Below are 19,262 nucleotides of genomic sequence, written 5' to 3'. Positions count from 1 at the left end.
TAAATCTTGAATTTTAATTTAATTTTGGATTTCAAATTTCATAATAAAACAATGGAAATAAAACACAATTCACAAATTACGACTACTTCTGTAAAGAATTCCTTCGGCTTGATGCCAAATGGAGAAGAGGTTTACTCATATGACTTATCCAATAAAAACGGAATGTCCTTAAAAATAATCACTTATGGAGCTACTGTAACAGAGTTGAAGGTTCCTTTGCAAAACGGCGAAACTGTTGATGTTGTTTTGGGATTTGATACTTTAGAGGGGTATCTTCAGTCTTTTCAGTTAGACGGTTCTCCTTATATGGGAACCACCGTTGGCCGATTTGCCGGAAGAATTCATAACAGCACCTTTACTCTAAATGGGCAAAAAATAGTATTGAATAAAAACAATAACGGTAATTCCCTGCATGGCGGTTTGGTTGGGTTTAGTCAAAAAGTATGGACTGTTGAAAAAGTAACGGATTCAGAAATTACTTTGAGTTATATCAGTCCAGATAATGAGGAAAATTATCCAGGAAGTTTAACAGTCGAGGTAACGTATTCTTTAACTGAAGAAAATGAATTAAAGATTCAATACAATGCAAAAACAACTGAGGATACAATTGTGAATTTGACAAATCATAGTTATTTTAACTTAGATGGCCATTCATCAGATGTGAAAGATCAGGATTTACTTGTAAATACAAACAAGATTTTGGAAGCAACGGCTGACAATATCCCAACTGGTAGGTATTTGGAAGTTGAAAATACAGCTTTTGATTTTTTAACTCCAAAGAAATGCCCTTCCAAAATTGATAATACTTTCGTAGTAACAAAACAAAATGAATTTGCTGCTTCGCTTTTTAATAAAAATAACAATTTAAAAATGACGGTATATACTGATCAGCCTGGAGTTCATATCTACGTTGGCGGAAGCTGTCAAAATAAAGTAAAAGGGAAAGAAAATGCCGATTATCATCCATTGAGCGGTATCTGTTTTGAAACTCAGAATTTTCCTGATGCACCCAATCATGAGCATTTTCCAAGTGCCGTTCTGAAAAAAGGAGAGGAATATACGCAGAATACTGCTTATAAATTCCAATCATTTTAAAATTAGAAAATGCGTAGCAATGAAAAGATTCTTAACTGTTCCGTCAGTGTTTAATTTAAATTAATAGGTTATGAGAAGATTTATTTCAATGACAATTGTTTTGATGGCTTTTTTTACAAGCTGTACTGAGAATAAAGCAATCGCACAACCCAAAACTTCTGCTTTTGCAAAAGGGGGAGATGTGGGCTGGCTGCCACAGATGGAAGCCACAGGATACAAATTTTATGATACTGATGGAGCTGAAAAAGACTGTCTGCAACTGTTGATGGACCGCGGAATGAACACCATCAGACTTCGTGTTTGGGTAAATCCTTCGGATGATAAAGCTAGCGGACACTGCAGTAAAGAAGAAACAGTTGCGATGGCCGTTCGTGCTCAAAAAATAGGAATGCGCATTATGATTGACTTTCATTACAGCGATTCCTGGGCCGATCCAGGGAAACAGAATAAGCCGCTGGCATGGCAAAATCATACTTTTTCAGAATTATTGAATGATGTTTACTTTCATACCGAAGATGTTTTAAATGAACTTAAAAAAGCTGGTGTTACACCGGAATGGGTTCAGGTAGGAAATGAAATTCCGGGAGGAATGCTTTGGCCGGAAGGAAGCACAGACAATTTTAACCAATTGGCACAGCTGCTCAATAAAGGATATGATGCAGTTAAGACCGTAGATAAAAAGATCAAAGTGATTGTTCACTTAGACGAAGGAAATAACAGTGGAAAATTTAGATGGTTTTTTGACAATGCCCAAAAGAACAATGTAAAGTATGACGTGATTGGAATGTCGTATTACCCTTTTTGGATCAAAACAGATTATAAAGAAAATATTACCGATCTGGCAAATAATCTAAATGACATGGCGGCCAGATACAATAAGGAAGTTATGATTGTTGAAGTTGGCGGTGTTGATACACAGGAACAGAATACATATGAAATGCTGGCGGCGGTTATAAAAGCGGTTAAAGCTGTTCCTCATAAAAAAGGGCTTGGCGTGATTTATTGGGAACCTCAAGGTGCTAAATCTTGGAGCGGATATGCATTGAGCGCGTGGAGAGAAGACGGAAAACCATCAATGGCTTTGGATGCATTCAAAGAAAAATAACTGGTACTTTCAGCACAGTTTTTAGCTGAATAGGGCAGGACATAAGAGCCTGTAAAATAGATAGAATAAAATACTTTAGTAATTTCAAAATAACAGTAATTTAAAGAAAATGAACGATTTATTAATTAAAAAAACGACCGATTTTTTTCAAGAGACCTTTGGGAATGCTCCTGAAAAAATAGTACTTTCTCCTGGGAGAATTAACATTATTGGTGAACACATCGATTACAATGACGGCTATGTTTTGCCAGCGGCCATCGACAAGATTATTTGTTTCGCTTTTGCAAAAAGCAATTCGAAGCAGTCTAAAATTGTTGCTATCGATTTAAATGAGGAATTTGAAGTTGATTTGACGCAGGAAATTGTATTGAGCAAAGTCGTTTGGACCAATTATATTTTGGGCGTTATCAAGCAATTGCAGGACAAAGGATTTTCTTTCGACGGATTCAATTGTGTATTCAGCAGTGATATACCAGTTGGTTCTGGATTGTCTTCTTCAGCGGCGCTGGAGTGTGGGACAATTTTTGGAATCAAAGAGCTTTTTGGTTTACAGATTCCTAAAGTTGATATTGCTCTTATGGGGCAAAAAGCAGAACACTGGGTTGGAATCAACTGCGGGATTATGGATCAGTTTTCTAGCGTGATGGGTGAGGAAAACAAAGTAATCAAAATTGACTGCAAAACATTAGAATACGAATACCACAATGCCAATTTTAATGATTATTCACTTATTTTATTTGACAGTAATGTGAAGCATTCTTTGTTTACTTCGGCTTATAATACAAGACGTGAAGAGTGCGAAGAAGGTCTTTCGATCATTAAAAGCAACTTTCCGGAAATTACCAGTTTTAGAGATTGTGACGAAAGCCATGTACTTAGCCTGAAAGATAAAATGTCACCAAATGTGTTTGTTAGATCTCATTTTGTTGTTAAAGAAATTAATCGTGTTGCCCTTGCCTGCGAAGCTTTGGATAACGGAAACATCGAAGAATTAGGCAGACTGCTTTTTGAAACGCACGAAGGATTATCAAAAGAATATTTGGTAAGCTGTGACGAACTTGATTTTATCGTTGATACCTTGAAAAAAGAAAAAGCAGTAATTGGTTCCCGATTAATGGGAGGCGGTTTTGGCGGCTGTACCATCAACTTGATCAAAAAAGGAGAAGAAGAAGCTATCAAAACAAAACTTACTAAATTATACAAAGAAGCTTTTGATATTGATTTAAAAATTTATGATGTAAAAATCGGAAACGGTACATCATTATATGAGCCTGTTGGATAAATAATAATTTAACCGCAAGAAGCGCAATGATTTTTTGAAAAAGAGTGAACACAAAGCTTTGCGCCCCTTGTGGCATATAGATAATTTTTGATAAATCATAGCGCACTTTGCGGTAAAGAACCATAAAATAAATAAGATGAAAAATTTTGATATAAACGAAGATCCGCACAGACGTTTCAATCCGTTAATTAACGAATGGGTATTGGTATCACCGCACAGAGCAACAAGACCTTGGCAGGGACAGAACGAAAAAATCCACACTGATGCACTTCCAGAATATGATCCTGCTTGTTACTTATGTGCAGGAAATGTTCGTGCCAATGGAGAAGTTAATCCTAAATATGAATCTAGTTTTGTTTTCGAAAATGATTTTGCAGCTGTAAAGCAGGAACCAATTTTGTTTGAAGAAGATGCTAAACCTACATTCTTTAAGGCACAGCCGGAAAGAGGTATTGCAAGAGTTGTATGTTTTTCGCCAAGACACGATTTGACTCTGCCTGAAATGGATTTACCAGGAATTGAGACTATTATTAAGACCTGGCAGAAAGAATACACGGATTTAGGAAATGTAGATTACATTAATCACGTTCAGATTTTCGAAAACAAAGGAAGTGTTATGGGATGCAGCAACCCGCACCCGCATGGACAGATCTGGGCACAGTCTTCTTTGCCTACTCAAGTGGAGAAAACACAAAATAGTTTAAAAGCATATTTTGAAAAAAATAACAGTAATCTTTTACTTGATTATCTGCAGGAAGAATTAAAACTGAACGAACGTATCGTTATTGAGAATGAACACTTCGCTGTATTAGTTCCTTTCTGGGCAATCTGGCCATTTGAAACAATGATTATCAGCAAAAGACATATTACAAAAATAACAGAGTTCACTTCTGAAGAAATTTCAGCTTATGCCTCTATTTTAAAGCTATTAACGATAAAATACGATAATCTTTTTGAGACCTCTTTTCCTTATTCTTCAGGAATTCATCAAGCACCTACAGATGGTGAAGAGCATCCGGAGTGGCAGTTTCACATGCATTTTTATCCGCCGTTACTTCGTTCCGCTTCTGTAAAGAAATTTATGGTTGGATACGAGATGATGGGTGAAGCGCAAAGAGATATTACTCCTGAGAAAAGTGCAGCAGTATTAAAAGCACTTTCTGAGGTTCACTATAAAAACAAATAGAATGAAAAAGTTAATCCTTTTAAGCTTTGTTTTCGTTTTTCTTTCTTTAGCTGTAACGGCACAAGAAAAGAAAACGGTTAACGACTGGGAAAATCCGGAAATATTCCAGATTAATAGAGAACCGGCCAGAGCAGCTTTTCTGCCTTATGCTGATGAGCCGTCTGCTATTGCAGATGATTATTCTCGTTCTCCCTGGTTTCTAAACTTAAACGGAAAATGGAAATTCAATTGGTCTCCGACGCCAGATGAAAGACCAATTGATTTTTTCAAAACTAATTTTAATACCACAAATTGGAAAGAAATTTCAGTTCCTGCAAATTGGGAACTGCAGGGTTATGGTATTCCTATTTATACGAATATCACTTATCCATTTGTCAAAAATCCGCCATTTATAGATCATGCCGATAATCCGGTCGGTTCCTATAAACGTACATTTGAACTGCCAGAAAATTGGAACAGCCGAAGAGTTTATCTTCATTTTGAAGCAGGAACTTCGGCAATGTATGTTTGGGTAAATGGAGAAAAAGTGGGGTACAGTGAGAATACTAAAAGCCCGGCGGAATTTGATATTACTAAATATGTGAAAGCAGGTAAAAATCAGCTGGCTGTCGAAGTGTACCGCTGGAGTGATGGTTCCTATTTAGAGGATCAGGATTTTTGGCGTTTATCAGGAATCGATCGCGATGTATATCTGTACAGTACGGCTAATGTTCGTATTGCCGATTTCTTTGCACGTCCTGATTTAGATGCTTCTTATAGAAATGGAAGTATTTCTGTTGATGTAAAGCTTCAGAATAAGAATACGGTTTCAAAAAACAATCATATTGTTGAAGCTAAACTGGTTGACAAAAACGGAACAGTGCTTTTTACAAAAGAAGTTAAGATAAGTGTAAAAGCCAATGCAGCAGAATCAATTTCATTTACTGAGAATGTTGCATCACCTAAATTATGGAGCAACGAAACACCTAATTTATATACTTTACTGCTTTCGCTTAAAGACGAAAACGGCAAACTTATTGAAACGGTGGGAACTTCCATAGGTTTTCGAAAAGTGGAACTGAAAAACGGACAGCTGTTAGTCAATGGTATCCGAATCATGGTTCATGGGGTAAATATTCATGAACACAATCCTAAAACTGGTCACTATCAGGATAAGGAAACGATGATGAAGGATATTAAACTGATGAAGGAATTAAATATTAATGCGGTGCGCTGCAGTCATTATCCTAATAATTTATTATGGGTAAAACTCTGCAATCAATACGGTTTGTTTCTAGTAGACGAAGCTAATATTGAAAGCCACGGCATGGGTTCTCTGCCTTGGATTCCCGATTATGCAAGCCACCCTGCTTACAGACCTGAGTGGCACGCTGCACACATGGACCGAATTTACAGTTTGGTAGAGCGGGATAAGAATCAGCCTTCGGTTATTCTTTGGTCTTTGGGTAATGAATGCGGAAACGGAAAAGTTTTTAAAGATGCTTATAAATGGATTAAAAACAGAGACAATACTCGTTTGGTTCAGTTTGAGCAAGCCATGGAAGAGGATAATACTGATATTGTCTGTCCTATGTATCCAGGTATTGATTACATGAAGGAATATGCTAACCGAAAAGATGTAAAACGTCCATTCATTATGTGTGAGTATTCACATGCAATGGGAAACAGCAGCGGTAATTTTCAGGAATATTGGGATATTATTCACAGCAGTCCAAACATGCAGGGAGGATTTATCTGGGATTGGGTAGATCAGGGTTTTGAAATGACAGATGAAGTAGGCCGAAAATATTGGGCTTACGGCGGGGACATGGGAAGCCAGAATTATACCAACGATGAAAATTTTTGTCATAACGGACTAGTTTGGCCAGACCGTAAACCTCACCCTGGTGCTTTTGAAGTGAAGAAAGTCTATCAGGATATTTTATTCAAAGCGGTGGATTTAAATAAAGGAATAATAGAAATCCAGAACGGTTTCGGTTATACAAACCTTGATAACTATATTTTCAAATACGAAGTTTTAGAAAACGGCCTGGTTATAAAATCAGGTGTGATAGATGTAAATCTTGCGCCGCAGTTAAAAAAGGAAATACAATTAGAATTACCAAAATTAGTGGCAAAAGATGGTGCAGAATATCTTCTGAACATTTATGCTTTCACACGTAATGGTTCCGAAGTTTTGCCTCAAAATTTTGAAGTGGCGAGAGAACAGTTTTCAATTGGTACTGATAATTATTTTGTTAAAGCTTCGAGTAAAGGAGCAAAGCCTATTGTGAAAGAAACTAAAGATGCCGTTACCCTTAGTTCGTCTGGTGTCGAAGTTACAATAAGCAAGCACAATGGTTTAATTCAGGATTATAAATCCAAAGGGGAACGATTTTTCAATCAGCTACCGGTTCCTAATTTCTGGCGTGCGCCTACAGACAATGATTTTGGAAACAATATGCAGTTCGAAAGCAATGTGTGGAGAACTGCTGGGAAATCCAGTAAATTGAATTCTTTTGAAATTAAAGAGATAGGCGGAATAACAACTGTTGTGGCGACGCTGTTCTTGCGAGATGTTGCGTCTTTGTATACTATTGTTTATACTATGAATGCCGACGGAAGTTTGGAGATTTCCAATTCATTCAAAGCAGGAGACAACCCATTGTCCGAAATGCCTCGTTTTGGAATGATATTTTCTCTCAAAAAAGAGCTGGATAATTTTAAATATTATGGAAGAGGCCCTTGGGAAAATTATCAGGATAGAAACACTGCTTCGTTTAAAGGAATTTACAGCAGTAAAGCAGCAGATCAATATGTTCCTTACACACGTCCGCAGGAGAATGGATATAAAACCGATGTCCGCTGGTTAACACTTACTAATAATTCCGGAAACGGAATCGAAATAAATGGTTTACAGCCTTTAGGCGTGAGCGCTCTGCATAATTATCCTGAAGATTTCGATCCGGGCTTGACTAAAAAATACCGTCACCTCAATGATATAACTCCTCGAAATGAAGTAATCGTTTGTGTTGATTTGGCCCAAAGAGGTGTTGGCGGAGATAATAGCTGGGGAGCATTGCCACACAGTCAGTATCAATTAAAAGGGAAGGAATACAGTTATGGGTTTGTTATAAAATCAAAATAATGAATCTTTGAGCTGATTCAATTTACAAAAGAATTTAAAGAAGTAAAAACAAATAAAAATGAGTAAGATAGTCGTTACAGGCGGTTTGGGTTTTATAGGATCTCATACCGTTGTCGAATTACAGAATCAAGGTTTTGAAGTTATAGTGATCGATAATCTTTCCAATTCTTCTATACAAGTATTGGATGGTATCGAACGAATCACGGGTAAAAAACCAATTTTTTCTGGAATCGACTTGAGAGAAAAAAAGGATGTACAGCGTTTTTTCGCAGAACATGATGATGTTGCGGGAGTAATTCATTTTGCTGCTTCTAAAGCAGTAGGCGAAAGTGTGAAAAATCCGTTATTGTATTATGAAAACAACTTGGGAGCTTTGGTTTACATATTACAGGAATTAGAGAAAAAGAAAGAAGCTCATTTTATCTTCAGCTCGTCTTGTACAGTTTACGGTCAGGCCGAAGTAATGCCTATTGCTGAAAATACAGCAATTCAGCCTGCATTGTCTCCTTACGGAAATACAAAACAGATTGGAGAGGAAATTATTGAAGATGTGGTGAAAGTAAGCGGAATCAATGCTATTCTGCTTCGTTATTTCAATCCAATTGGGGCACATCCTTCTGCCGAAATTGGCGAATTGCCAATTGGCGTACCTCAGAATTTAGTTCCATTTATTACTCAAGCAGGAATGGGACTTCGTGCTGAATTATCTGTTTATGGAAATGATTATCCAACTGTGGACGGAACTTGCGTGCGTGATTATATTCATGTAGTCGATTTGGCGAAAGCCCACGTTATAGCACTGCAGAGATTAATAAACAAAAAGAATGCAGAATCATTAGAGATTTTTAATCTGGGAACAGGAACTGGAAGCTCTGTTTTGGAAGTAATAGCTGCTTTTGAGAAAGTAAGCGGGACAAAACTGCCTTATAAGATTGTCGAAAGAAGAGAAGGCGATGTTACTGAGGCCTACGCTAATACGGATAAAGCCAACAATGTTTTAGGCTGGAAAACGGTTTCTACTCTTGAGGAAGCGATGGCAAGTGCCTGGAAATGGGAACAGAAGATTAGAACAAGTCCAGAATTCATGCCGAAAAGTGTTTAGTAAAAAAGATTATTTGGACTTTGTTAATGAGTGTAAAACAAAATAAATGTAAAAAATACATTTATAAGCATTGTCAATATAATTTTTTATTTTACTTTTGGCTTCATAATTCTTAATAAAGTAATAGAATTAAAACATATTTTATATTTTATGTTTGATTTGGGTGAGAAATTCCTCTGTTTTATTGAAAAGATGTGTTATATTGGCACTCCAAAATAGAATAGCATTACAAAATATTAAAAAAGAAAAACAAATATATTAACCTTAAAAAAACTATTTACTCATGAGTAATAACTTGGCTTTTGCAGATTACGCAGTATTTATTATTTATTTTATAGTCGTATCGGTCTATGGATACACTATTTATCGCAAGCGTGAGAGAAACGAGCACGACGCCAAAGCCTATTTCCTTGCAGAAGGAACTTTAACATGGTGGGCGATCGGAGCTTCATTAATCGCTTCAAACATTTCGGCTGAACAATTTATTGGAATGAGCGGGGAAGGATTCTTTTTAGGAATTGCTGTTGCTGCTTATGAGTGGCTTGCTGCTATTGCCTTGATTATTGTAGCAGTTTGGTTTATTCCTGTTTATTTGAAAAACAAGATTTATACCATGCCCCAATTTTTGAAACAAAGATATAACGAATCAACAGCTTTGATTATGGCTGTTTTTTGGCTGTTTTTATATGTTTTTGTAAACTTAACTTCTATTCTATATTTAGGAGCTGTAGCTATCAACGGATTGGCCGGAGGTGAGTATCTTCATGCTATCATGATTGGATTAGCTGTTTTTGCTTTGATTATCTCTTTAGGAGGTATGAAAGTTGTTGCTTATACTGATGTAATTCAGGTAGCCGTTTTGATCATTGGAGGTTTGGTTACTTCTTACATCGCTTTGGCAACTGTTGGAGAATATTTCGGTTTCGGACATGATGCGATTGCAGGTTTCCAAGTATTGATGGAAAAAGCTCCAGAGCATTTCAAAATGATTATCCCAGAGCCTACACAGCAGGTTTCCGCTTCATTTACTCAAAATGATATCGATAAGTATTTAACTTTCCCAGGATTAATGTCATATGCAGCTGGTATTTGGATTATCAACTTGAACTACTGGGGTTGTAACCAATATATTACTCAAAGAGCGTTGGGTGCTGATTTGCAAACCGCCCGTACAGGAATTTTATTCGCTGGTTTCTTGAAATTATTAATGCCGCTTATCGTAATGTTACCTGGTATTGCTGCTTATGTATTATACCAAAATGGACATTTACCACAATTAGTTGGAGGAAAAGACGGTGCTTATTCTGCAATGTTAACTTTCCTTCCTACAGGAATTAAAGGATTATCAGTGGCAGCTTTGACTGCAGCAATTGTTGCTTCTTTGGCTGGAAAAGTAAACAGTATCTCTACTATTTATACTTTAGATGTTCATAAAAAATACATCCAGAAAAATGCTTCAGATAACGCACAGGTAAACATCGGAAGATATACAGTTTTTGCAGCGATGCTTTTAGCTGTATTATTTACTTGGGATGACTTGTTAGGAATTGGCGGTGTAGGTGGTTTTACTTATATCCAAAAATATACTGGATTTATCAGTCCTGGAGTATTTGCTATGTTCTTCCTTGGTATGTTCTGGAAAAGAACAACTGGTACAGCAGCTATCGTTGGTGTAATCTCAGGTTTCTTGCTTTCAGTTTTATTCAATGAATTTGCTCCTGCATTATTTGGAAACCAAACATTATTATACACTGCGTATCAGACTGCCAAAGGAACTTACGAAATTCCTTTCCACATCTGTATGGGATTATCATTCTTATTTACAATGATTTTGATGATTGCTATCAGTATGGCTGGACCAAAAGTGAATCCAAAAGCATTCGAATTGGATACAGAGATGTTCAAATTGAAACCACAGACTACAGTAATGATTATAATCACTTTGTTGGTTATTGCAGCATTATATGTTAAGTTCTGGTAAAATAATATAAATGATTAAAGACGTGAAGCTGAATTTGTTTGGCTTCACGTTTTTTTTTGGTCTAAATATAATTATCCAATATTATTTCTGCGAAAAGCTTAATACAAAGAAGAGCTTTTCGCAGAAAGAAAATTGGTGAAGGCTCAGAATCTTAGCAGATAGATTTGATTTATACTGTGTTGTCTCTGGAAGTTGTTAATGGAATAATTGAAATCAAAAAAGCGGTTTGAAAATATATGTGATTTTCAATCCGCTTTTTTTGCTTTCTCAAACTAGTAATCTTTATTTTTTCTGTGGCATTAAAATTGAAGCTAGAACCGAAATTAAAAGAACACCACCAATTACCATTAAAGAGTACACAGAGTCTACATGATAAAATGGGGAAATGATCATTTTTATTCCAATAAATGATAAAATTATTGCTAATCCATATTGCAGTTTACTAAATAAATGAATGAAATTGTCCAATAGGAAAAACAATGCTCTAAGCCCTAAAATTGCAAAAATATTAGAAGTATATAAAATAAAAGGATCATTTGAAATTGCAAAAATTGCAGGAATAGAATCTACTGCAAATAATAAATCTGTAAACTCAATAACGGTGACTACTACCAAAAGCGGCGTTGCAAGTTTTTTTCCATTTTCCATTGTAAAAAACTTATTTCCGTCATATTTATCGCTTACGCTAAAAAACTTTCGAATTAATCTCGCTCCTCTTGTGTTATTATAATCCACATCATCATCTTCATCTCCCGAAGACCATGATTTGATACCGGCATAAACCAAAAACAATCCAAAAAGAGTCATGATTAAGTTAATGTCATATTTAAATCCTGGATGTCCTGCAAGACTCAAAAGCTTATTTAAATAAGTCAGCTTAATTAAGAAAGCTCCAGAAAAGATAAAAATAGCTCTTAAAACTAACGCTCCGATGATTCCCCAAAACAGCACTTTATGTTTGTTTTGATTGGCAACATCAAAAAAATTAAAGACTAATATAAAAACAAAAAGATTATCAACCGAAAGTGCTTTTTCAATCCAATATGCTGATTGAAATTCATAGAATTTTGATGCTCCTGCAAAGTGAAATATTAAACCGCTAAAAATCATCGCTAAGCTTATCCATACTAATGACCACGTTATGGCTTCTTTATTTGATACTACGTGACTTTTTTTATTGAAGATTCCTAAATCTAATAATAGCATGATAACTACTGCAATCGCAAAAACGATAATTAAGCCGGGATGTTCCAGAAAGATTGGGTGTTGATTCATATTATATATTAATTAAGTTAAATTTAAAATTATGTATTTGCAAATGTCGTCACAATTGCGTTTCCTTCTTCTTTTTTTAGAGAAGTAAATTTTTCCCGTGGCAGTTGTACCGATTAGAATTTATTTTGTCATCGGTTAAATCTTTCAACGAGGAGATTTTTTTTGGTTAGACTAAAGTCATTTACGATAAAAAAAGATAAAATTGCCAGCCACCACCTTTTGCAGCGCAGTTAATTCGTCATTTCTAGCAATATTACGACTAACATGCCATTGAAACAAATATTGGTCATTATAAACTGATAATCCTCGGTTTTCGGATTTGCAGACTGTATCTTAAAAAATTAAGAATTATTAAATTTATTCGATTAGATATTGTAGATTTAGAAAAAATAGCTATACTTGTAGTCAAACTAACCATAAGATTGATTTCCCTTTTTTATGATTGAAGTTCACTTAGAATATAAACTTGATGTCATTTAAGAGGGAAGACAATTTTTAGTCAAGAAAATAACCAGACAAAAATAAAGCAGATGCAGTTATCACTGACCGATAAAATTATTATAGTAACAGGAGGTGCAAAAGGCATTGGTTTAGGAATATGCAGAGTGCTGGCTGCAGAAGGAGCTATTCCCTTTATAGTAGGCCGCAATGAAACTGACAACAAAGCAGTTGTTGCAGCAATTGAAGCTTCGGGCAGGAAAGCATTACAGGTAGCCGCCGATTTGACAAGACCTGACGATTGCCGGATTGCAGTGGAAACTATTATCAAACAATGCGGAGGGATAGATGGTTTGGTGAATAATGCCGGAGTCAATGACGGTGTGGGTTTGGAGAACGGAGATTACGAATCTTTTATGGCGTCGCTTCACAAAAATCTGGTTCATTATTATCTGATGGCGCAGCACGCTTTGCCACATCTTATAAAATCGAAAGGATCAATAGTAAATATAGGTTCCAAAACTGCCGATACAGGTCAGGGAGGTACTTCAGCTTATGCTGCCGCAAATGGAGGACGCAATGCTCTAACCCGAGAATGGGCTGTTGAATTATTAAAATACAATATCCGCGTAAATGCTGTGGTGGTGGCAGAATGTTTTACTCCGCTGTATGAAACGTGGATTAACACATTTGAAAATAAGGAAGAAAAACTAGCCTCAATAACTAGTAAAATTCCTTTCGGGAAACGTATGACAACAGCCGAAGAAATCGCTAATATGACTGCTTTTCTTTTATCCGAAAAATCGAGCCATACTACAGGACAGATTATATATGTCGATGGCGGCTATACCCATTTAGACAGAGCAATTTCTGAATAATGAATTAACAGCTTAATAAAAACACACAAAGTATATGACAGTAAATCCAAAGCAGGAAGAAGTAAACGAAGTTGTTTCTAGTGGAAACAAAAAATGGTTATTCCCTTTTATATTGGTAACCAGTTTGTTCTTCTTCTGGGGATTTGTGCATAATTTAGACCCGATACTTATTCCGCATTTGCGAAAAGCTTTCAATCTTTCAGATTTAGAATCTTCGCTCATTGATTCTTCTGTGTTTATCGCCTATTTTGCTATGGCTTTGCCGGCAGGTTATGTGATGAGAAAATATGGCTATAAATCAGGAATTCTAATCGGGTTAGTTTTATTCGGATTGGGATCTATTTTATTTGTGCCTGCGGCCAATTCGCTTCAGTATATTTATTTCTTGGGCGCTTTATTTATAATTGCCTGCGGACTTACATTTCTGGAAACAGCCGCGAATCCTTATGTGACTATTTTGGGACCGGCTTCGACAGCAACCCGACGATTGAATTTTTCACAATCGTTTAATGGACTTGCTGCTTATATCGCTCCAGCTTACATTGGCCCAATGATTTTGTCAGGCAAAAATTTAACACAAACGGAAATGGATGCCATGAATGCTTCTGAACTGCAAAATTATCTTTTGGAAGAGGCAGCAAGCGTAAAAATGCCATATCTCGTTTTGGGTTTAATTATTTTGGCTGTAGCAGTAGTTATTTATTTTACATCTATGCCTGACATTAAAGATGAAGATAAAGAAGGAGCTGACGGTGCTAGTTTTGCAGGCGCTTTGAAGTCCGTAAAATTAAGATGGGGAATTGTTGCTCAGTTTTTTTACGTGGGAGCACAGGTTTGTGTGGGCAGTTTTTTTATCAAAATGGCGACAACAGCAGCAGGAATAGGAGAGGATTCGGCAGCAAAATATTTAGGTTTTTTTGGGTTAGCATTTATGCTTGGGCGTTTTGCGGGAACTTTTATTATGAAATATATAGATGCACAAAAACTGCTGCTGACGTATGCTTTTATTAATATCCTATTATGCATTTTGGTAATAAACGGAACTGGAATGATAGTGGTGTACGGACTTATAGCTATCGCCTTTTTTATGAGTATAATGTTTCCAACTATTTTTTCGATGGGTATTGAAGATTTAGGACATAATACCAAAATTGGTTCGTCGCTGATTGTAATGGCTATTGTTGGAGGTGCATTATTGCCTCCGGTTTTAGGAATGATTTCAGATAAAACAGGCAGTATTCAAAATGGATATATTGTACCGCTAATATGTTTTGTAGTAATAGTGTTTTTTGCTTTCGCAAGAAGAAATGATAGAATTAATAATAATGCAGGAGAATAAAATGAAAAGATTAGTTGTAAAAATGCATCCTAAAGATAACGTTCTGGTTGCATTAACAGATTTACAAAAAGAGGATGCAGTTGTTTTTGAATCTGAAACATATATTTTAAAAGAAACAATTAAGGCAAAGCATAAGTTTTATATGGCTGATATGACTGCCACTGCTGAAGTGATTATGTATGGCGTTTTGGTTGGAAAAGTGCAGTGTGATGTAAGTAAAGGAAGTTTGATGACTACTGAAAATCTAAAACACGCGGCAGAACCTTATGGATATAAAAAAAGCAGTTTTTCATGGCAGGCTCCTGATGTTTCCAAATATAAAGACAAAACATTTAAAGGATATAAAAGAAAAGACGGCCGTGTGGGAACAGCTAATTACTGGCTGTTTGTACCGACTGTTTTTTGTGAAAATCGAAATTTGGATGTCATCCGTGAAGCGCTTCACAATGAATTGGGTTATTCTGTGAGTGATAAATATACGCAGTTCACGCATCAGTTATTGAAAAGCTATCAAAGCGGTGAAGATATGAATGCCGTTGATTTGCAATTGATGCCAGCCAACACTGCAAATCGTGTTTTTAAAAATGTTGATGGGATAAAATTCCTCAATCATCAGGGCGGTTGTGGCGGTACACGTCAGGATGCGGCTACGCTGAGCGCGTTGTTGGCTTCTTATGCGAATCATCCAAATGTGGGCGGGATTACGGTTTTGAGTTTAGGCTGTCAGCATCTGCAGGTGCAGGATTTTATAAACGATGTCAAAAAACAGAATCCAGCATTTGATAAACCTTTATTTATTTTCGAACAGCAGCAGACTGAAAGTGAAGAAGTATTGATATCCAATGCGATAAAAAAAACATTTCAGGGATTAATAGAAATCAATCAATATGAAAGAGAAGAAGCTCCTTTGAGCGAACTCTGCATTGGCGTAAAGTGTGGCGGAAGCGACGGTTTTAGCGGTGTTTCTGCAAATCCTGCCGTGGGGTATACTTCGGATTTGGTAGTTGGTTTGGGAGGTAAAATTTTGCTTGCTGAATTTCCAGAATTATGCGGAGCCGAACAAGATTTAATTGATCGCTGTGTTTCTGAAGAAACGGCGTATAAATTTATAAATTTGATGGAATCTTATGATGCTTTGGCACATAAAGTAGGTTCAGGTTTTCATATGAATCCTTCGCCAGGGAATATAAAAGACGGTTTGATTACAGATGCAATTAAAAGTGCAGGAGCTGCCAAAAAAGGCGGAACCTCACCAGTAGAAGATGTGCTCGATTATACCGAATTGGTCACAAAACCAGGATTAAGTTTAGTTTGTACACCAGGAAACGATGTGGAAGCTACTACTGGAAAAGCAGCATCTGGCGCAACATTGATTTTGTTTACTACTGGCTTGGGAACACCTACAGGAAATCCTGTCTGTCCAGTTATAAAAGTGGCAACAAATTCTGTTCTGGCTTCAAAAATGAGTGATATCATTGACATAGACTGCGGCCCAATCATTAGCGGAGAAAAAACCATTGAAGAAATGGGTGAAGAAATTTTGGATTACTGCATAAAAGCGGCAAGCGGTGAAATTATTCCAAAAGCAGTACAATTAAACCAAGACGATTTTATTCCTTGGAAAAGAGGAGTGTCGTTGTAAAAAAAGTTGATTTAAGATTTTTGACTAACGATTTAAGATTTCAGAAGGATTAGACTTCGTGAAATTGACAATCTGTAGGTTTCGAATGAGAAAATCAAAAATCAAAAATCGTTAATCTGAAATTAAAAATCATAAATATGTTTTCTTTAAAAAACAAAAAAGCAATTATAACAGGAGGAGGAAGCGGTATTGGAAAAGCAATTTCATTATTATTCGCCAAACAGGGAGCCGAAGTTCATGTTTTGGAACTTTCGCAGGAAAGTGCCCAGTCTACAGTTGATAAAATAACGGCAGATGGAGGCAAAGTGTTTGCACATGCCTGTAATGTTGCCAATCAGCAGGAAGTAATCGCAGCATTCGAAAAAATTGGGAATATTGATATTCTTGTAAATAATGCAGGAATTGCACACGTGGGAAAAGTAGAAACTACTGCCGAGGCAGATTTTGACCGTGTGATGAATGTTAATGTGAAAGGCGTATATAACTGTCTGCATGCTTCGATTCCGCAGTTTAGAAAATCGGGGGGCGGAGTTATTCTTAATTTGGCATCTATTGCATGCTGGGTTGGAATTCCGGACAGGTTTGCTTATTCTACTGGCAAAGGTGCTGTGATGGCAATGACTTTATCGGTAGCTAAGGATTATCTTAATGAAAATATTCGCTGTAATTCGATTTCTCCGGCAAGAGTTCACACTCCTTTTGTGGACGGATTTATCAGCAAAAATTATCCAGGTAATGAAGCCGAAATTTTTGAAAAATTGTCAAAATCACAGCCTATCGGTCGCATGGGACAGCCAGATGAAGTTGCTGCTTTAGCATTATTTCTCTGCAGTGACGAATCTTCTTTCATCACTGGGTCCGATTATCCTATTGACGGCGGCTTTATTAAATTGAATAATTAAAATAGCAACTAAGAATCTAGCTTCTAAGTTGCTAAGATTTTTTGGTTGAAAAAAATAGAAACTTAGATACTCAGAAACTTAGTAACTTAAATAATAAAAAATGAAACTAATACGATTTGGAGAAGCTGGAAAAGAAAAACCAGGTCTTTTAATTAATGATAAAAGAATAGATGTTTCGTCTATTGTAGCTGATTATAATGAAGCTTTTTTCGAAAATAATGGAATAGAAAAACTGCAGGAAGCTATAAAAAACAGCAGTTCTTTTCCAGAAGTTAGCGATACTGTCCGATTGGGATCTCCAGTTGCGAGACCGTCAAAGATTATCTGCATTGGTCTTAATTATGTGGATCATTGCGAAGAAACCGGAGCAGTTATTCCTGCTGAGCCAATTATCTTTTTTAAATCAACGACTTCTTTGTGCGGTCCTGATGATAATCTGGTAATTCCTAAAGACAGCCAAAAAACGGACTGGGAAGTAGAACTGGCTTTTGTCGTAGGTAAAAAAGCAAGCTATGTTTCAGAAGCTGATGCGATGAATTATGTAGCTGGGTACTGCCTGCTTAATGACTATAGCGAAAGAGCCTATCAGCTGGAACGCGGCGGACAATGGGCAAAAGGAAAAGGAAGCGATACTTTCGCTCCTCTTGGACCAGTTTTGGCTACGCCAGACGAGATTGCCGATGTTAATAATTTAACTATGTGGTTAACAGTAAACGGCAAAAAATATCAAAACAGCAACACTTCGAACCTGATTTTTAAAATTCCATTTTTAGTGCATTACTTAAGTCAGTTCATGACATTGCTGCCAGGCGATGTTATTAGTACGGGAACACCTCCAGGAGTTGGTTTGGGAATAAAACCGGAGCCGGTTTATGTAAAAGCTGGTGATGTAATCGAATTAGGAATAGAAGGATTAGGAACCAGTAAACAATTAGCTGTTGCTTATTTTTAAAGTATAAGAACGTAAATCAGCTTTGTTATCTCCATAGGCCTAACAGGTTTTAAAAATCTGTTAGGTCTAACTTTAGCCAGAAATAGCCCAATTTAAAAACTGAACCAATGAAAATCGACAGTCATATTCATTTTTGGAAATATCATCCTGTAAAAGAAGCATGGATTACTGATGATATGAAAGTGATTCAGCGCGATTTTTTGCCAAATGATATTGCTCCGATTCTGGAAGAAAACGCTATCGATGGCTGTATTGCTGTTCAGGCCGATCAGAGTGAAACTGAAACCCATTTTCTGCTACAGCTGGCAGAGGAAAATGATTTTATAAAAGGAGTAGTAGGCTGGATCGATTTTAAAGATTCAAACCTAGAAGAGCGTTTGAAATGTTTCAGTCAATTTAAAAAACTTAAAGGTTTTAGGCATATAGCCGAAGCCGAACCTGATGCTGATTTTTTATTAAATACCGATTTCTGTAACGGTATAGGAAAGTTATCCAAATTTAATTTTAGCTATGACATTCTGGTTTCTGCTCCACAGTTGAAAACAGTTACCGCATTTGCAGAAAAATTTCCTGAACAGTTATTTGTTATCGATCATTTGGCAAAGCCAAATATAAAAAATGCTGATTTTGCAATTTGGGAAAAAGAAATAAAAGCAATTGCAGCATATCCAAATGTACATTGTAAAGTCTCCGGTTTGGTTACTCAAGCCGACTGGAATCAATGGAAAAATGATGATTTCACTTATTGTCTGGATGTTGTTACGTCTGCTTTTGGTATTGAGCGTCTGCTATTTGGCAGTGATTGGCCGGTTAGTTTATTGGCCGCATCCTATAGTCAGTCTACCACAATTCTTCGGGATTATTACAGTCGTTTTTCTCTGGAAGAGCAGAAAGCTTTTTGGGGAAATAATGCGGTTCGTTTTTACAATTTACAATGAAAAGGTTTTTTTGTACCTTA

At 36.4% G+C, this 19,262-nt stretch carries 14 protein-coding genes; 13 read left to right on the top strand and 1 reads right to left on the bottom strand.

The window, feature by feature from the left end:
- Positions 1–51: 51 nt before the first annotated feature.
- The 7 genes from C8P67_RS15320 to C8P67_RS15290 all read left to right on the top strand — a co-directional run bounded on the left by C8P67_RS15320 (position 52) and on the right by C8P67_RS15290 (position 10,878).
- Positions 52–1,095: an aldose epimerase family protein gene (locus tag C8P67_RS15320; protein ID WP_115814044.1), complete on the top strand. Its 1,044-nt coding sequence runs from the start codon at positions 52–54 to the stop codon at positions 1,093–1,095.
- A gap of 70 nt (positions 1,096–1,165) precedes the next feature.
- Positions 1,166–2,200, top strand: coding sequence for a glycoside hydrolase family 53 protein (locus tag C8P67_RS15315; RefSeq protein ID WP_115814043.1), 1,035 nt, complete (start codon positions 1,166–1,168; stop codon positions 2,198–2,200).
- Positions 2,201–2,309: 109 nt separating this feature from the next.
- The gene (gene galK / locus C8P67_RS15310; RefSeq protein WP_115814042.1) at positions 2,310–3,482 is read left to right on the top strand and encodes a galactokinase; all 1,173 of its coding nucleotides are present in this window, start codon (positions 2,310–2,312) and stop codon (positions 3,480–3,482) included.
- Between the two features lie 136 nt (positions 3,483–3,618).
- Positions 3,619–4,668, top strand: a complete 1,050-nt coding sequence (locus C8P67_RS15305; protein ID WP_115814041.1) for a UDP-glucose--hexose-1-phosphate uridylyltransferase — start codon at positions 3,619–3,621, stop codon at positions 4,666–4,668.
- Position 4,669: 1 nt separating this feature from the next.
- Positions 4,670–7,795, top strand: a complete 3,126-nt coding sequence (locus C8P67_RS15300) for a glycoside hydrolase family 2 TIM barrel-domain containing protein (protein ID WP_115814040.1) — start codon at positions 4,670–4,672, stop codon at positions 7,793–7,795.
- Between the two features lie 58 nt (positions 7,796–7,853).
- Positions 7,854–8,897 (top strand): UDP-glucose 4-epimerase GalE, encoded by a 1,044-nt coding sequence (galE, locus tag C8P67_RS15295; protein ID WP_115814039.1) that lies wholly within the window; start codon positions 7,854–7,856, stop codon positions 8,895–8,897.
- 283 nt (positions 8,898–9,180) lie between these two features.
- The gene (locus C8P67_RS15290) at positions 9,181–10,878 is read left to right on the top strand and encodes a sodium/sugar symporter (protein WP_115814038.1); all 1,698 of its coding nucleotides are present in this window, start codon (positions 9,181–9,183) and stop codon (positions 10,876–10,878) included.
- Positions 10,879–11,160: 282 nt separating this feature from the next.
- On the opposite strand, the gene C8P67_RS15285 is transcribed toward C8P67_RS15290, so the two are convergent.
- Positions 11,161–12,153: a TerC/Alx family metal homeostasis membrane protein gene (locus C8P67_RS15285; RefSeq protein WP_115814037.1), complete on the bottom strand. Its 993-nt coding sequence runs from the start codon at positions 12,151–12,153 to the stop codon at positions 11,161–11,163.
- A gap of 530 nt (positions 12,154–12,683) precedes the next feature.
- Here C8P67_RS15285 and C8P67_RS15280 point away from each other — a divergent pair.
- The 6 genes from C8P67_RS15280 to C8P67_RS15255 all read left to right on the top strand — a co-directional run bounded on the left by C8P67_RS15280 (position 12,684) and on the right by C8P67_RS15255 (position 19,242).
- Positions 12,684–13,469, top strand: a complete 786-nt coding sequence (locus tag C8P67_RS15280; protein ID WP_115814036.1) for an L-fucose dehydrogenase — start codon at positions 12,684–12,686, stop codon at positions 13,467–13,469.
- A gap of 34 nt (positions 13,470–13,503) precedes the next feature.
- Entirely contained in the window at positions 13,504–14,808 is a 1,305-nt protein-coding gene (fucP, locus tag C8P67_RS15275) for an L-fucose:H+ symporter permease (RefSeq protein WP_115814035.1), read from the top strand.
- A 1-nt stretch (position 14,809) separates the two neighbouring features.
- Entirely contained in the window at positions 14,810–16,450 is a 1,641-nt protein-coding gene (locus C8P67_RS15270) for a UxaA family hydrolase (RefSeq protein WP_115814104.1), read from the top strand.
- A 137-nt stretch (positions 16,451–16,587) separates the two neighbouring features.
- Positions 16,588–17,352: an SDR family NAD(P)-dependent oxidoreductase gene (locus C8P67_RS15265; RefSeq protein ID WP_115814034.1), complete on the top strand. Its 765-nt coding sequence runs from the start codon at positions 16,588–16,590 to the stop codon at positions 17,350–17,352.
- Positions 17,353–17,452: 100 nt separating this feature from the next.
- A complete protein-coding gene (locus C8P67_RS15260; RefSeq protein ID WP_115814033.1) occupies positions 17,453–18,304 on the top strand; it encodes a fumarylacetoacetate hydrolase family protein in 852 nt (283 codons plus the stop codon).
- A gap of 107 nt (positions 18,305–18,411) precedes the next feature.
- On the top strand, positions 18,412–19,242 hold the full coding sequence (locus tag C8P67_RS15255) for an amidohydrolase family protein (RefSeq protein ID WP_115814032.1): 831 nt from the start codon (positions 18,412–18,414) through the stop codon (positions 19,240–19,242).
- The last annotated feature ends 20 nt before the right edge of the window (positions 19,243–19,262 follow it).

It is taken from the genome of Flavobacterium aquicola (genome assembly GCF_003385115.1).
In the GTDB taxonomy this organism is placed as follows: domain Bacteria; phylum Bacteroidota; class Bacteroidia; order Flavobacteriales; family Flavobacteriaceae; genus Flavobacterium; species Flavobacterium aquicola.
The sequence above is the reverse complement of the archived record's forward strand: the minus strand, read 5'-3'. Positions and strand labels throughout refer to the sequence as shown.

Excerpts from the sequence above, each read along its gene's own strand:
- C8P67_RS15270 (WP_115814104.1), top strand. The coding sequence starts at position 14,810 with ATGAAAAGATTAGTTGTAAAAATGCATCCTAAAGATAACGTTCTGGTT.
- C8P67_RS15315 (WP_115814043.1), top strand. The coding sequence starts at position 1,166 with ATGAGAAGATTTATTTCAATGACAATTGTTTTGATGGCTTTTTTTACA.
- C8P67_RS15305 (WP_115814041.1), top strand. The coding sequence starts at position 3,619 with ATGAAAAATTTTGATATAAACGAAGATCCGCACAGACGTTTCAATCCG.
- C8P67_RS15320 (WP_115814044.1), top strand. The coding sequence starts at position 52 with ATGGAAATAAAACACAATTCACAAATTACGACTACTTCTGTAAAGAAT.
- C8P67_RS15285 (WP_115814037.1), bottom strand. The coding sequence starts at position 12,153 with ATGAATCAACACCCAATCTTTCTGGAACATCCCGGCTTAATTATCGTT.
- C8P67_RS15280 (WP_115814036.1), top strand. The coding sequence starts at position 12,684 with ATGCAGTTATCACTGACCGATAAAATTATTATAGTAACAGGAGGTGCA.
- C8P67_RS15260 (WP_115814033.1), top strand. The coding sequence starts at position 17,453 with ATGAAACTAATACGATTTGGAGAAGCTGGAAAAGAAAAACCAGGTCTT.
- C8P67_RS15290 (WP_115814038.1), top strand. The coding sequence starts at position 9,181 with ATGAGTAATAACTTGGCTTTTGCAGATTACGCAGTATTTATTATTTAT.
- galE (WP_115814039.1), top strand. The coding sequence starts at position 7,854 with ATGAGTAAGATAGTCGTTACAGGCGGTTTGGGTTTTATAGGATCTCAT.
- C8P67_RS15300 (WP_115814040.1), top strand. The coding sequence starts at position 4,670 with ATGAAAAAGTTAATCCTTTTAAGCTTTGTTTTCGTTTTTCTTTCTTTA.
- C8P67_RS15255 (WP_115814032.1), top strand. The coding sequence starts at position 18,412 with ATGAAAATCGACAGTCATATTCATTTTTGGAAATATCATCCTGTAAAA.
- fucP (WP_115814035.1), top strand. The coding sequence starts at position 13,504 with ATGACAGTAAATCCAAAGCAGGAAGAAGTAAACGAAGTTGTTTCTAGT.
- C8P67_RS15265 (WP_115814034.1), top strand. The coding sequence starts at position 16,588 with ATGTTTTCTTTAAAAAACAAAAAAGCAATTATAACAGGAGGAGGAAGC.
- galK (WP_115814042.1), top strand. The coding sequence starts at position 2,310 with ATGAACGATTTATTAATTAAAAAAACGACCGATTTTTTTCAAGAGACC.